A 12,585-nucleotide genomic window follows, 5' to 3' on the forward strand; every position below is an offset into this window, starting at 1 on the left:
CCACTTCCGCCGTCCGTGAGGAGGTGAGCCCGGAGGCCACCGACCCTCCCGACGCCACACAAGACCGCCCGCATACCGCCGGAGCAACGGTCACAACTTCAACAGCCCCGCCGGCGCCTGAGGCGCGAACACCCCGCCTGGCCACAGGCAACCCCCACACCAGGCGCCCGGCGCGCGAGGCGCGAGGCGCGAGGCGCGAACGGCCCCGCACGCCGCGAGGAACCCCCGCACCAGGCACCCGGGGCGCGCGAGGCGCAAGCAACCCGCCTGGCACAGGCAACCCCAGCACCAGGCGCCCCGACGCGGCGCACCCCACAGCGGGAGGCGCCCGTCGGAACCGATTCAGCAAAAGCGCGCGTCCTGGTTGGTGTGGAGTGTCAAGGTAACGCCGGGGTGCGGGTGCGAATCGCGGGAGGAGTGCTCCTCTGTACGCATCTGCTGATCGTCGGCTGGCTGACCCTCCGGCCGCTGGACGTGCCCTGGGTGGCCGCCGCGAATCTGGAGGTCTTCGCGGGGATCCGGGCCGATCTCGCCCTGGGTCCGGCGGAGGCGACGCGGCAGCTCGGCGGCGGGCTGCTGCTGCTCGCGCCGCTGGGTGTGCTGCTTCCGATGGCGGGTGGCAGTGTGGGCGCGTCGACTCTGGGTTCGCTGGTGCGGACGGTCGCGGCGGGTGCGCTGATCTCGCTCGGGATCGAGCTGTTGCAGACGGGCGTCGCGGGCCGGGTGATGGATGTGGATTCCCTGGTGCTGAACACGGCGGGGGTGGCGCTCGCGCATCTGCTGGTGGTCCCGGCCTGCCGGGCCCGTCTGCGGCGCGGCCGGGGCGAGCCGGTACGCCCGGTCGCGGGGGCCGGGTCCCCGCACGGGGCCTCCCGCCCTGTGGTCGTAGACGCCGCCCTCCCCGCGGAGGAGGGCCCGCAGGGGGCGACCCCGACGATTCCCAGGGTCGGGATCGCACCGTAGAGCGATGTTTTGTCCCCTCTGCGGGGGCGACTATGGAGGTGTTCTCGGGGCAGACGGTCCCGGGACACCGCATCGTCACTCTGCGAAGGAGCCCCTCATGTCCGCTCTGGTCCGCCCGCGTGAAGGCCGCATGATCGGTGGGGTGTGCGCGGCGCTGGCCCGGCGCTTCGGTACCTCCGCCACCACCATGCGGGTGGTCTTCGTGGCGTCGTGTCTGCTGCCGGGGCCGCAGTTCCTGGTCTACGCGGCGCTGTGGATCTTCCTGCCGAAGGAGAAGACGTCGCCTTCGGTGTCCTGGTGACCGTTTCGGGACCGGTCCTGGTGACCACTCCCGGTGACCGGGCCCGGTGACCGCTCCTGGTGATCACAACGGGGCGCGCCGCCGTCATCGCCGCGAGGCGTGACGGGGGCGCGCCCCGCTGCTGTGTGCCGCCCGAGGGGGAAGAGACGGCGAGGGGAACCGGCCCGACCGGAGGGCCGGGCGGTCAAGGGGTCATGGGGAGACCCGTCAGACGAGGCCGCCGGGCAGTCCGCCGCCGGGCAGCGCGCCGCCGATCGGCAGCCCGCCGAGGAGCCCGCCGATCGGGTCGCCGCCGCCGAGCAGGTCCCCGGTGAGGACGCGCTGGCCGGCGCCCTGGAGGGTGCCGGGCAGGGTGCTGGCGCTCTCCGTGAGGGCGTTCTGCGCGCCGCCGAGGGATTCGGGGGCGCCCGTGGGGAGCTGGGTGAGGGCCTCCTGGACGGGCAGGACGCTGGAGACGGAGTCGAGGGAGGTCGCCGAGTCGGAGACGACGGCCTCCGCGGAGGCGGAGCCCGCGGCTGCCGCGGCGAAGGCGACGCCGAGGGCGGCGACACCGAGGGACTTGACGGCGGACTGCTTCATCAGGGGTGTGTCCTCGCGATGGGGAACGGGGGTGTTGCGGGTCCGGCACCCGGCCGTTCGTACCGGGCCGGGGGCCGGGCCGTGCCGCGCCGGAGTGACCGGGCACGGCGGGCGGCTCCGCAAGCTAGCCATGCCGCGCGGTGCGAGGCAAACACCCCGGGGCGGCCGGGTGTCCGCCGTTCCGGGCCGTCGCGGGACTCGTACGATCAGCTGTTCCCGGCGGTGGAATCGCTGGTCGTGGCGGTCTGACGGAACAGCCATTCGGATTTCAGCTCGGCGTAGCCGGGCTTGATCACGTCGTTGATCATCGCGAGTCGTTCATCGAAAGGGATGAACGCGGACTTCATCGCGTTGACGGTGAACCACTGCAGATCGTCGAGCGTGTATCCGAAGGTGTCGGTCAGCAGCTCGAACTCCCGGCTCATGCTGGTGCCGGACATCAGCCGGTTGTCGGTGTTGACGGTGGCCCGGAAGTGGAGCTTGCGGAGCAGTCCGATGGGGTGTTCGGCGTAGGAGGCGGCGGCGCCGGTCTGGAGGTTGGAGGTGGGGCAGAGTTCGAGCGGGATCCGCTTGTCGCGGACGTACGCGGCGAGTCTGCCGAGCTGGACGGTGCCGTCGTCGGCGACCTTGATGTCGTCGATGATGCGTACGCCGTGGCCGAGCCGGTCGGCGCCGCACCACTGGAGGGCCTGCCAGATGGACGGCAGCCCGAAGCCCTCGCCCGCGTGGATGGTGAAGTGGTTGTTCTCCCGCTTGAGGTACTCGAAGGCGTCGAGGTGGCGGGTGGGCGGGTAGCCGGCCTCGGCGCCCGCGATGTCGAAGCCGACGACGCCCTGGTCGCGGTAGCGGTTGGCGAGTTCGGCGATCTCCAGGGCGCGGGCGGCGTGCCGCATGGCGGTGAGCAGGGCACCGACCCGGATCCGGTGTCCGGCCTCGCGGGCGGTCCGCTCGCCCTGCCGGAAGCCCTCGTTGACGGCTTCGACGACCTCTTCGAGGGTGAGTCCGGCTTCCAGGTGCTGTTCGGGGGCGTAGCGGACCTCCGCGTAGACGACGCCGTCGGCGGCCAGGTCCTCGGCGCACTCGGCGGCGACCCGGACCAGGGCGTCCCGGGTCTGCATCACGGCGCAGGTGTGGGCGAAGGTCTCCAGATAGCGTTCGAGGGAGCCGGAGTCGGCGGCTTCCCGGAACCAGGTGCCGAGTTTGTCGGGCTCGGTCTCGGGGAGTCCGGTGTAGCCCGTCGCGTGGGCGATGTCGACGATCGTGCCGGGACGCAGTCCGCCGTCGAGGTGGTCGTGGAGGAGCACCTTCGGAGCGCGGCGGATCTGGTCCGCGGTGGGCGTGATGAGAGTCTGGCTCGTCATCTCCGCACTGTACGGCCTTGGGCCCTACGCGCGTAGAAGTCGGCGGGCGGATATGTAACAGTGATCGCGCGGACGGGTGGCGTACACCCCCACTTCTGAGACTGTTCTGCCGTGACACACCAAGCGCAGCCCCTGCGGAGGGGGCGTACGGACGGTCGCACGGCGACCGCGGCGAGGCGGACGGCCAGGCTGGGCCGGGCGTACGGGGGCCTGCGGGCGTCCGGAGCGGCCAGCGGCGGGGTCGGGGCCGGGATCGGCGGGGTGGTGCTGGTCCTGCCGGACGGCGCTCCCGAGTCGAACCGGGGACGCTCCCCATGGGCGCACCTGGCGGCGCTGCCACTGGGCCGGGCGCTGGCGCGGGCGGGGCGCGCGGAGGGTCTTCTGGTACTCCCGGTGCACTACTCGGGCCGGGGCTGGAACGGTACGCGGGCGCAACTCGCCGTGGACACGGCGTGGGCGGCGGACGAGGTGGTACGGCGGTACGGCGATGTGCCCGTATGTCTCGCCGGGCTCGGGCTCGGGGGGCGCGCGGCGCTGAGGGCGGCGGGGCACTCGGCGGTCGCCTCGGTACTGGCGATGGCGCCGTGGCTCCCGGCGGAGACGGAGGGACCGGCGGGCGGCGAAGGTGTCGACGGCGGGGGCGGTGGGGTCGGGGAGAGGGACGGGTGCGGTGCACCGGAGCCGGTGAAGCAGTTGGTGGGGCGGCAGGTGATGATCGTCCACGGTACGAACGACGAACGGTCGTGCCCGGACCGGTCGTACCGGCTCGCGGAGCGGGCGAAGAAAACGAACCGCGACATATGCCGGTTCGAAGTGCATACGGACGGGCACGCGCTGCGGCAGCACCATGCGGAGGTGATGGCGCTGGCGGTGGACTTCGTGATCGGGTCGCTCTTCCCGCAGCCGTTCTCGCGCCCGGTCGCGGACGCGTTGGCGGCGCCGCCGCCGCTGGGGTTGCGGATGCCGCTGGCGGCGGGCTTCGGCAAGTCCCTCCGCCATTAGCCTGCGGCTCGCTCGGGGGTTCCCGGCCTCGCCGTGATCCTTGCCCGGGAGTCCCGCGCGCGGCCCGTCTGGTCTTGTCGCCTTGACTCTCCGGGGCACCGCCCACTACCCGGGCTCGCCCGGCAGCCTGGTGTTGTTCGCGGTCCGCGGCCCGTGGCTGGCTGTTCGCGCAGTTCCCCGCGCCCCTAAATGCTCTCCCCGGCCTCGCCCCTGGAAAAAGGGGCCCGACTCTCTGCGAGGGCGGTCGGGAAGGCAACCCAGGGGCGCGGGGAACTGCGCGACAAGCCAGCCACCGGGCCGCGGGCGCGACGGATACACCGGCCCGGCAGGGCAGACGGCGTGGGCGATGCCCCGGAGAGCCAAGGCCCTGGGGGTCCCCCCAGCGCCGAAGGCATAGGGGGCGGAACCGTGCGACAAGGCACCCACCGGGCCGCAGGCGCGGGCGATGCACCGGCCCGGCAGGGCAGACCGCGCGGGCGGCGCCCCGGAGGGCCGAGGCACAGGGGGCGGAACCGTGCGACAAGGCACCAACCCGGCCGCCGCGGCCCGTCGCGAGCCGGTTCGTACAGGCGTAGAACTCGGGCTCGTACATCCTCCGTAGGCCGCGCGGGAGATTCCGGAACGTACCCGGAGCCGCCCTTGCGCGAGTTCGGCCCGGCGACGTATGCCAGCCTCACGAGAACGGGGAGACGTATGCCGAACGAGGAACTGCAATCGTGCCGGGACACCCGCCACAGCATGTCCACCGGAGCGGGAGCCGATGTACAGCGGCGGCTGGAGATGCTGGTACGGGATTTCCGCAGCAGCCATCCGCCGATGCCGGTGGTCGTCCTGCACGCCGAGGACGCCCCGGCCCGGACGGCCGCCGCCGCCGTCGGCGGCGCCGACGCGCCTCCGGATCCGGCGGAGCAGGTCGTTCAGCTGGTGAGGGAGTTGCATACGAGTCATGACGTGCACGGCTCGCGCTGTGCCGTCGCCGCCGACGCGCGGGCGGAGCCGACCGAGGTCCGGCGGGCCGCCGGGCTGGTCCGGGATCTCGGGAATCCCCGGCGGTGGGACGGGCGGCGCGCCCAGTACCGCCGCTATTCCTTCCCCCGGGTCCGGCTGGTGCACGCCATCGAGAACGCCGTCAACGCGCTGGCCGAGGACCAGCCGGACCCGGCACCGTACAACTACCCCTATGCCGCGCAGAGCCTGCTCGACCAGCTCGCCCGGCAGCGCTGGCGGCCCGGGGGCTCGTCCCGGTGGAGCGACCGGCTGCGGCTCTTCGACATGGCGCACATCCTGCCGATGAGCCTGGTCGCGGTGGTCGGCGCGCTGATCGCCCGCGCGGACTGGCTGATCGCACTCGCCTCGGGCGTGGGGTTTCTGCTGTTTCTGGTTCTGCTGGACAATGTGCTGCCCGGGCGGGCGCCGTTGTTCCTGTGGTTACGCCGGGAGAGCCGCTGGTTCCTGACCACGACCTTCCTCCGCGCCGCCTCACCCGGCCAGCCCACGGACTTCTCCCTGGTCAGGCCGGTCCGGTCCTGGAAGGCCATCGCGGCCCGGGCGCACGAGGTCGCGGAGGCGCTGAAGACGGGCGACGACTTCCAGCTCCAGCTGTACGTGCTGGCGCTCTGCGAGGACCTGCGGGACAACCACCGCCGCTGGAGCTGGGACCTGCGCGGCTTCAAACGCCCCCGCCCGCCCGTCCTGTTCATCCCGAAGGCGACCGCCGAGAACGGCGGTATCGAACTCATCAAAGCCGTCAGCGACGTCCGCAGCCGCCGCAGCGAACTCGACCCCCTCCTGATCGTCGCCGCCGTACAACCCACCGACGTAGCCCGGCTGCAACGCAGCGTCGTCCAGGACGCCGACACCTCCGCCTGGACCTGGTACCAGGAATGGGGCCGCAACCTGCGGGCCGGACAGTCCCCCAGCCGCGCCCTCGCCGAACTCCCCTGGGTCATCAAAGTCCCCATCCGCCCCGACCGGCTCACCACCCGCGACGACGGACGCCACGACTGCGTCCGCGCCACCGCCCGCCCCACCGCCGCCCGAATCCTCTGGTCCGTCCACGCCCTCATCCTCGTCACCGCACTCCTCGCGGGCGCGGTCGCCTTCCGCGCCCACGAACTGGCCGACGAGTTCTGCGACAGTTCGCCGCTCTCCGCCAACCGGGATACCGAGCGGGTGGAGACGAAGGGTGTGCGGGGTGCCGAGTGCATAGGCATCGCCACCGGCGACGTCCGCTTCTCCAACTGGCTGAAGCGGGGCAATGAACCGGCCGAGTCGGCGGCGTCGCCCTCCTGGACCCTGGCGACGCTGGAGAAGCTGATCCGGGAGGAGAACAAGAAGGTGCTCGAAAACCACTCGGGCAACTACGTCACCATCGTCTACGCGGGCCCCCTCAGCTCCGCCTCCCCGGAGAACGCCTCCCCGGTGAAGGGCATCGAGGAGTTGGCGGGCGTCTACGTCGCCCAGCGGGCGATCAACGAGGAGAAGGGTCTGACCCGGCTCCGGGTGCTGATCGCCAATGGCGGCCCGGATATGCGCCACCAGATAGACATGGCGGAGTCGATCGCCCGCTACGCCCGTCGTGACCCGACCCTCGTCGGCGTCGTCGGTATCGGGCGCAATCTCACCACCAGCAAGGATGTCGCGGCCATTCTCAAGAAGGCCGAACTTCCGGTGATCTCCGGTACCAATTCCTCGACCCAGCTGCCCACGACGCACGCCAACTGGTTCAGTCTGGCCGCACCTGACGAGTGGCAGGCCGCACAGCTCGGACTGATCGCCCGCCAGCTCCGTGACCCGGCGAAGAAGACGGAGTACGCGCTCGTGCTCGCCCGCGACACCGAGAACACTCCGGACGAGTACACCAAGCAGCAGGCCCGGTTCGGGGGCGAGATGCTGGTTCGGGAGAAGTTCACACCGCTGAAGAGCGAGACCTACAAAGTCGGTCCTGGTGGTGCCAATCTGCGGGAGCCCAGCCAGAAGTTCTGCCGGGGCGACAAGGTTCCTTCGGTGATCTACTTCGCGGGCCGGGCCGAGGACGCGAGCGCGCTGACGTCCGCCCTCCGCGACGAGCAGGGCTGCGCCGACAAGAACATCTCCGTCCTCACCGGCGACGACGTCTCCAAAGAGGACTTCACCCCGGACGGGGACGGGAGTATGCCGTCGAACGTCACGCTCTACCACTCGACGCTGGCCCAGCTGGCGGAGAAGGGGGATACGGACTTCTACGAGAACGGCAAGGACTATCTTCCGGTTTCGGGAGACAAGAACGCCTGGGCCGGACCGAAAGCGGACGCGCTGGCGAACGGGCAGACCGCTTTGTCCCATGACGCCACCTGGACCCTGTACCGGGCGGCCAGTGACTCCGGAGTCGTCCAGAGCCGGGCGGCGACCTGGGTGAATCTGCGGGCGCAGAAGATCCCGAAGATGGCGACGGGCGAGATCGACTTCACGACGGCGCCGCCCAAGTCGGAGCGGAGGGGCCACAGCATCGTGCTGAACCAGGTACGGCGCGGGGAGGACGGCAAGCCCGAGATCCACGAGTTGTGCGCCCGGCCCGCCGGGAACACCACCCCCCTGACCGTCGGGGAGTGCGCCATCCCCGCGCCGTAGCCCCGCACGGTCACGGCTCGCACGGTCACGGCTCGCGCGGAATCAGCTGCCCCCGGCGCGACAGCAGGAACTTCTTGAACGCCGCGACCGGGGGCGTGTCCACATGGCCGTCGCGCCAGGCGAGGCCGATCTCCCGGACCGCCCTCGGTGCCGTGACCGTGAGTTCGACGACTCCGGGGCGGGGCACCGCGGGCGGCGGCAGCAGGGCCACGCCGAGGCCCGCCGCCACCAGGCCGCGCAGGGTCTCCGCCTCCTCGCCCTCGAAGGCGATCTTGGGGGTGAAGCCCGCCTGGGTACACAGGTCGTCGGTGATCCGGCGGAGCCCGTAGCCGGGTTCGAGGGTGACGAAGACGTCGTCGGCGGCTTCGGCGAGGCGGATCCGGCGGCGTCCGGCGAGCCGGTGGTCGTCGGGGACGACGAGCCGCAGGCGCTGTTCGTCGAGGCGCCGGGAGACGAGGTCGGGGGCGTCGGGCACCGGTGAGGTGAGGCAGAGGTCGAGTTCGCCGGTACGCAGTCCGCCGAGCATGGCCTCGCCGTAGTTCTGGACGAGGGTGAACCGCACCTTGGGATGGTCGGCGCGGAAGGCCCGCAGGAGTCCGGGGACGGTCTCGGAGCCCATGGTGTGGAGGAAGCCGAAGGCGACCCGGCCCGCGTGGGGGTCGGCATCGGCCCGTACGGCCTCGGCGGCCCGTTCGACCTCGGCGAGGGCGCGTTCGACGGAGTCGAGGAACGTACGGCCCGCGGGGGTGAGGGAGACCGTACGACCGCGCCGGTCGAAGAGGGTGACGCCGAGGTCGCGCTCCAGCCGGACCATCGCCCGGGAGAGCGTCGACTGGGGGACGCCGGTCTCCTGTGCGGCCCGGGTCACATGCTCGTGCCGGGCGACTTCCGCGAAGTACGCCAGCCTCGGGACGAGCCGCATCAGCAGCGCCGAGATGTCTTCTGTGTCACTGACATGTGACAGCCGACGCTCTGAACTGTGTTCATGCACCATAGGAACGATTATCCGCGTTCTATGCATTGGACGCATGAAAAAGCCGGCCGTAGGTTCGAGTCATGCCTGCCGCCAGTACCGAGGCGTCCGCTCCCGCAGCGGGCGCCCTCGCACCAGAACCGTCCCCGACTCCTGTTCCCGAGCAGCTCGCCCCCGGGCAGCCCGGCTACCGCCGGATGAGCTTCGCGCTCTTCGCCGCCGGTGTCGCGGCCTTCGCCCTCCTCTACTCCACGCAGGCACTGCTGCCCGCCGTCTCCGCCGACTTCGGTGTGACGGCGTCGGCCGCGAGCTGGACGGTCTCGGCCTCGACCGGCGCGCTCGCCCTCTTCGTACTGCCGCTGAGCGCCCTCTCGGAGCGCTTCGGCCGCCGCACCCTGATGACCGTCTCGCTGACGGTCGCCGTCGCCATCGGTCTGCTGGTGCCGCTGGCGCCGAACCTGGAGACCCTGATCGCGCTGCGGGCCCTCCAGGGCGCGGCCCTGGCGGGTGTCCCCGCCTCGGCGATGGCGTATCTCGCGGAGGAGGTACGGCCCCGGGCGCTGGTCGCCGCGATCGGACTCTTCGTCGCGGGCAACAGCGTCGGCGGGATGAGCGGCCGGATCGTCACCGGCTGGGCCGCGCAGTTCGGCGGCTGGCGGCTGGGGCTGGCCGCGGTCGGCGTCCTGGCGCTGCTCGCCGCGGTGGCCTTCCGGCTGCTGCTGCCCCGGCCGCGCCGGTTCGCCCCGGCGCCGCTGAGCCCGCGGGCGATCGGTTCGACGGTACGCGGTCATCTGGCGAACCCGCTGCTGATCCGGCTGTACGCGATCGGCGCGCTCTTCATGACGGTCTTCGGCGCGGTCTACACGATGGTCGGCTACCGGCTGACGGAGGAGCCGTTCGGGCTGCCGCCGGGTGTGGTGGGCTCGGTCTTCCTGGTCTATCTCGTCGGTACGGTGTCGTCGGCCACGTCCGGTCGGCTGGTGGCCCGGCTCGGGCGGCGCGGGGCGCTGTATCTGGCGGTGGTCACCACGGCGGCGGGTCTGCTGCTGACCCTGCTGGCGTCGCTGGTGGCGATGCTGCTGGGGCTGGTGCTGATCACGGCCGGGTTCTTCGCCGGGCACGCGGTCGCGTCGTCGGCGGTGAGCCGGGCGGCGAAGACGGGCCGGGCGCAGGCGTCGGCGCTGTACCAGTCGGCGTACTACATCGGCAGCAGCGTCGGCGGCACGCTGGGCGCGATCGCGTTCCACTCCGGCGGCTGGGCGGGCACGGTCGTCCTGGGGCTGCTGGCGGTCGCGGGTGTCGTCTCGATCACCGCGTACGGGAGCTGGGCGGCGCGGGTCGAGCAGCGCACCCTGGTGGTGGCGGGCGCCCCGGCCCGCTGACGCGCGAGCAGGCGGTACGAGCACTCGGACCCGGGCCGGAAGGCCCGGGTCCGACGCGTGTACGGGCGGCCCGCCCGACGCCTCGTCCGGCTCGCGCCGGGCCCTTCGTTCTCAGGACACGACGCCACAACCCGGTTGATCACCTGACTCCGTACCAGAACCGAGACATTCCCCCTACAACTTCCGCACCGTTCCCCCCGTCTCCTTTACTGAACCGGCCAAGGGGGCCGGGTGGACGAAGAGAACAAAAGGGGGGGCCGACGATGGCCAAGGCACGCGGGCGCGCGGGGATCGTACTCGGACTGGCGGGGATGCTCGTACCGCTGACGACGGCGCTGGGCGCGGGGAGCGCGCAGGCCGCCCCCGCGTGCACGGCGAAGGCGGGGCCGCACCAGAAGCAGGCGGAGAAGTTCCTGGGTCTGAAGGTGGACGGCAAGCAGTCCACCGCTGACTGCAAGGCGATCCGCGCCTTCCAGCAGCGGCACGAGATCAGCCCGGCGCAGGGGTACGCGGGCACGGTGACCTGGCGGACCATGAACACGATGCTCCAGCAGCGGGCCGCCGGGACGAACCCGAACAAGGCGGGGACCTGTCCGACGAACAAGGGCCGGATCGCCTGTGTCGACCTGACCCGGCAGCTGAGCTGGATCCAGGACGGCAAGAAGCTGGTCTTCGGGCCGGTCGCGGTGCGCACCGGGCGGGACGGGGCGGAGACCAGAACCGGTCTGAAGAAGGTCTACTTCCGGAACATCGACCACTTCTCCAGCCTGTACAAGGTGCCGATGCCGTACGCGCAGTTCTTCGACGGCGGTCAGGCGTTCCACTCGGTCACCAAGTCGGTGTGGAGCCCGCCGGGCTCGATGGGGTGCGTCAACATGACGCCCAACGCGGCGAAGAACTACTGGAAGCTGCTCAGGAACGGTGACGATGTCTTCGTCTGGGGCCGGAAGCCCGGAACCTGAGTCCGTTGTCAGTCCCCTCCTGTAGGTTCCGCAGTACTGGAGCCGATGGGTACAGGGGTGGACCCGATGAGTGATCTGGCAACAACGGACGGTGAGGACCGCACCGACGCCAAGGCGCTGGAGGCGGAGCTGGAGCGGTATCGCCGGGAGCTGACCGGCTACTGCTACCGGATGCTCGGGTCCTCCTTCGAGGCCGAGGACGCCGTGCAGGACACCATGGTCCGGGCCTGGCGGAGTGTGGAGAAGTTCGAGGGGCGTTCGTCGCTGCGGTCCTGGCTCTACCGGATCGCGACGAACGTCTGCCTCGACGCTCTGAACGCGGGGAACCGCCGGGCCAGGCCGATGGATCTCTCGGGTCCGACGCCGGTGGCGCAGGCGCAGCTGACCGCCCGCCCGGAGGCGACCTGGCTGGAGCCGGTACCGGACGGGCGGGTGCTGCCGCAGGCCGGGGACCCGGCGGACACGGCGGTCCAGCGGGAGACGATCCGGCTGGCGTTCGTGGCCGCGCTCCAGCATCTGCCGCCGAAGCAGCGCGCGGTGCTGATCCTGCGGGAGGTGCTGTCGTGGAAGGCGGCCGAAGTCGCCGAACTGCTGGGGACCTCGGTCGCCTCGGTGAACAGCGCGCTCCAGCGGGCCCGGGCGACGCTCGCGGAGTCCCCGCCGGCGGCCGGTGACGCGGCCGATCCGCTGGACGAGGAGCAGCGCGAGCTGCTGGAGCGCTATGTCGCCGCCTTCGAGGGGTACGACATGGAGGCGCTGACGGCCGTCCTGCACGACGACGCGACGCTCTCCATGCCGCCGTACGACCTCTGGCTCCAGGGGCACGAGAACATCGTGGGCTGGATGCTGGGTGTCGGTTCGGTCTGCCGCGGTTCGCGGCTGGTTCCGACGGTGGCCAATGGGATGCCCGCCTTCGCGCACTATCACGAGGCGGAGGACGGCAACGGTCATGTGCCGTGGGCGCTGATGGTGATGGACATCCGCGACGGCAAGATCGCGGGGATCAACTCCTTCCTGGACACGGCCCGCTGGTTCCCGTTGTTCGGGCTGCCGGAGCGGCTGGAGCCGGTGGACGCGAAGCCCGGGAACGACACCGTTTAGTCCGGGCGGGACGGGCGGGCGAGGGCGCCCAGGCCGACGAGGTGCAGCAGGGCACCGAGTTCGGCCGGGGCGTCGCGCAGCCGGAGTTCGCAGCCGAGGCGGCGGGCGGTGAGATGGAGCCGGGCGACCGCGTCGACGGCGGTCAGATCGGCCCTGGTCAGTTCGCGTACGTCACAGACCGCCTCGGTGGGGTCGCCGTCGTCGCGGCGGGCGCCGAGTTTGGCGGTCAGCTCGGCGCAGAGCCGGGGCACGTCGTCGGGCCTGACCCGTCCGGTGATCCTGACGACCACGGGTTCGGCGGTGCTGGTGGTTATGGGCGTGCTGGGGCACATGGATCGCGGTTCCCCGTTCC

The 12,585-nt window shown here is 71.6% G+C and carries 11 protein-coding genes; 7 read left to right on the plus strand and 4 right to left on the minus strand.

What is annotated here, in order from left to right; all coding sequences use genetic code 11:
- Positions 1-393 precede the first annotated feature (393 nt).
- Both AB0G74_RS18315 and AB0G74_RS18320 read left to right on the plus strand, forming a co-directional pair.
- Positions 394-963, plus strand: a complete 570-nt coding sequence (locus AB0G74_RS18315; RefSeq protein WP_361147247.1) for a VanZ family protein — start codon at positions 394-396, stop codon at positions 961-963.
- Between the two features lie 97 nt (positions 964-1,060).
- Positions 1,061-1,264, plus strand: coding sequence for a PspC domain-containing protein (locus AB0G74_RS18320; RefSeq protein WP_361147250.1), 204 nt, complete (start codon positions 1,061-1,063; stop codon positions 1,262-1,264).
- A 207-nt stretch (positions 1,265-1,471) separates the two neighbouring features.
- On the opposite strand, the gene AB0G74_RS18325 is transcribed toward AB0G74_RS18320, so the two are convergent.
- Positions 1,472-1,843, minus strand: a complete 372-nt coding sequence (locus AB0G74_RS18325; protein ID WP_361147253.1) for an ATP-binding protein — start codon at positions 1,841-1,843, stop codon at positions 1,472-1,474.
- A 206-nt stretch (positions 1,844-2,049) separates the two neighbouring features.
- Positions 2,050-3,204 carry an adenosine deaminase gene (locus AB0G74_RS18330; protein WP_361147256.1) on the minus strand — a complete coding sequence of 385 codons (1,155 nt, stop codon included), beginning with the start codon at positions 3,202-3,204 and terminating at the stop codon, positions 2,050-2,052.
- Positions 3,205-3,414: 210 nt separating this feature from the next.
- Here AB0G74_RS18330 and AB0G74_RS18335 point away from each other — a divergent pair, with 210 nt between their 5' ends.
- The gene (locus AB0G74_RS18335; RefSeq protein ID WP_361147467.1) at positions 3,415-4,206 is read left to right on the plus strand and encodes an alpha/beta hydrolase; all 792 of its coding nucleotides are present in this window, start codon (positions 3,415-3,417) and stop codon (positions 4,204-4,206) included.
- 693 nt (positions 4,207-4,899) lie between these two features.
- Complete coding sequence (locus AB0G74_RS18340; protein WP_361147258.1) at positions 4,900-7,815, plus strand: ABC transporter substrate-binding protein; 2,916 nt, start codon at positions 4,900-4,902, stop codon at positions 7,813-7,815.
- Between the two features lie 25 nt (positions 7,816-7,840).
- On the opposite strand, the gene AB0G74_RS18345 is transcribed toward AB0G74_RS18340, so the two are convergent.
- Entirely contained in the window at positions 7,841-8,809 is a 969-nt protein-coding gene (locus AB0G74_RS18345; protein WP_361147261.1) for a LysR family transcriptional regulator, read from the minus strand.
- A gap of 62 nt (positions 8,810-8,871) precedes the next feature.
- Here AB0G74_RS18345 and AB0G74_RS18350 point away from each other — a divergent pair, with 62 nt between their 5' ends.
- From AB0G74_RS18350 to AB0G74_RS18360, 3 genes are all read left to right on the plus strand, one after another.
- Positions 8,872-10,170: an MFS transporter gene (locus tag AB0G74_RS18350; RefSeq protein WP_361147264.1), complete on the plus strand. Its 1,299-nt coding sequence runs from the start codon at positions 8,872-8,874 to the stop codon at positions 10,168-10,170.
- A gap of 263 nt (positions 10,171-10,433) precedes the next feature.
- Positions 10,434-11,132, plus strand: a complete 699-nt coding sequence (locus tag AB0G74_RS18355) for a L,D-transpeptidase (RefSeq protein WP_361147267.1) — start codon at positions 10,434-10,436, stop codon at positions 11,130-11,132.
- A gap of 66 nt (positions 11,133-11,198) precedes the next feature.
- Positions 11,199-12,233, plus strand: a complete 1,035-nt coding sequence (locus AB0G74_RS18360; RefSeq protein WP_361147270.1) for a sigma-70 family RNA polymerase sigma factor — start codon at positions 11,199-11,201, stop codon at positions 12,231-12,233.
- On the opposite strand, the gene AB0G74_RS18365 is transcribed toward AB0G74_RS18360, so the two are convergent.
- Positions 12,230-12,565: an STAS domain-containing protein gene (locus AB0G74_RS18365; RefSeq protein ID WP_361147273.1), complete on the minus strand. Its 336-nt coding sequence runs from the start codon at positions 12,563-12,565 to the stop codon at positions 12,230-12,232. The genes AB0G74_RS18360 and AB0G74_RS18365 overlap by 4 nt on opposite strands.
- Between the last annotated feature and the right edge of the window lie 20 nt (positions 12,566-12,585).

The organism is Streptomyces sp. NPDC020875 (assembly GCF_040641415.1).
Taxonomy (GTDB): domain Bacteria; phylum Actinomycetota; class Actinomycetes; order Streptomycetales; family Streptomycetaceae; genus Streptomyces.

Bases quoted from the DNA above. Each gene is read 5' to 3' on its own strand.
- AB0G74_RS18340 (WP_361147258.1), top strand. From the start codon at position 4,900: ATGCCGAACGAGGAACTGCAATCGTGCCGGGACACCCGCCACAGCATG.
- AB0G74_RS18320 (WP_361147250.1), top strand. From the start codon at position 1,061: ATGTCCGCTCTGGTCCGCCCGCGTGAAGGCCGCATGATCGGTGGGGTG.
- AB0G74_RS18330 (WP_361147256.1), bottom strand. From the start codon at position 3,204: ATGACGAGCCAGACTCTCATCACGCCCACCGCGGACCAGATCCGCCGC.
- AB0G74_RS18365 (WP_361147273.1), bottom strand. From the start codon at position 12,565: ATGTGCCCCAGCACGCCCATAACCACCAGCACCGCCGAACCCGTGGTC.
- AB0G74_RS18355 (WP_361147267.1), top strand. From the start codon at position 10,434: ATGGCCAAGGCACGCGGGCGCGCGGGGATCGTACTCGGACTGGCGGGG.
- AB0G74_RS18350 (WP_361147264.1), top strand. From the start codon at position 8,872: ATGCCTGCCGCCAGTACCGAGGCGTCCGCTCCCGCAGCGGGCGCCCTC.
- AB0G74_RS18360 (WP_361147270.1), top strand. From the start codon at position 11,199: ATGAGTGATCTGGCAACAACGGACGGTGAGGACCGCACCGACGCCAAG.
- AB0G74_RS18345 (WP_361147261.1), bottom strand. From the start codon at position 8,809: ATGGTGCATGAACACAGTTCAGAGCGTCGGCTGTCACATGTCAGTGAC.
- AB0G74_RS18325 (WP_361147253.1), bottom strand. From the start codon at position 1,843: ATGAAGCAGTCCGCCGTCAAGTCCCTCGGTGTCGCCGCCCTCGGCGTC.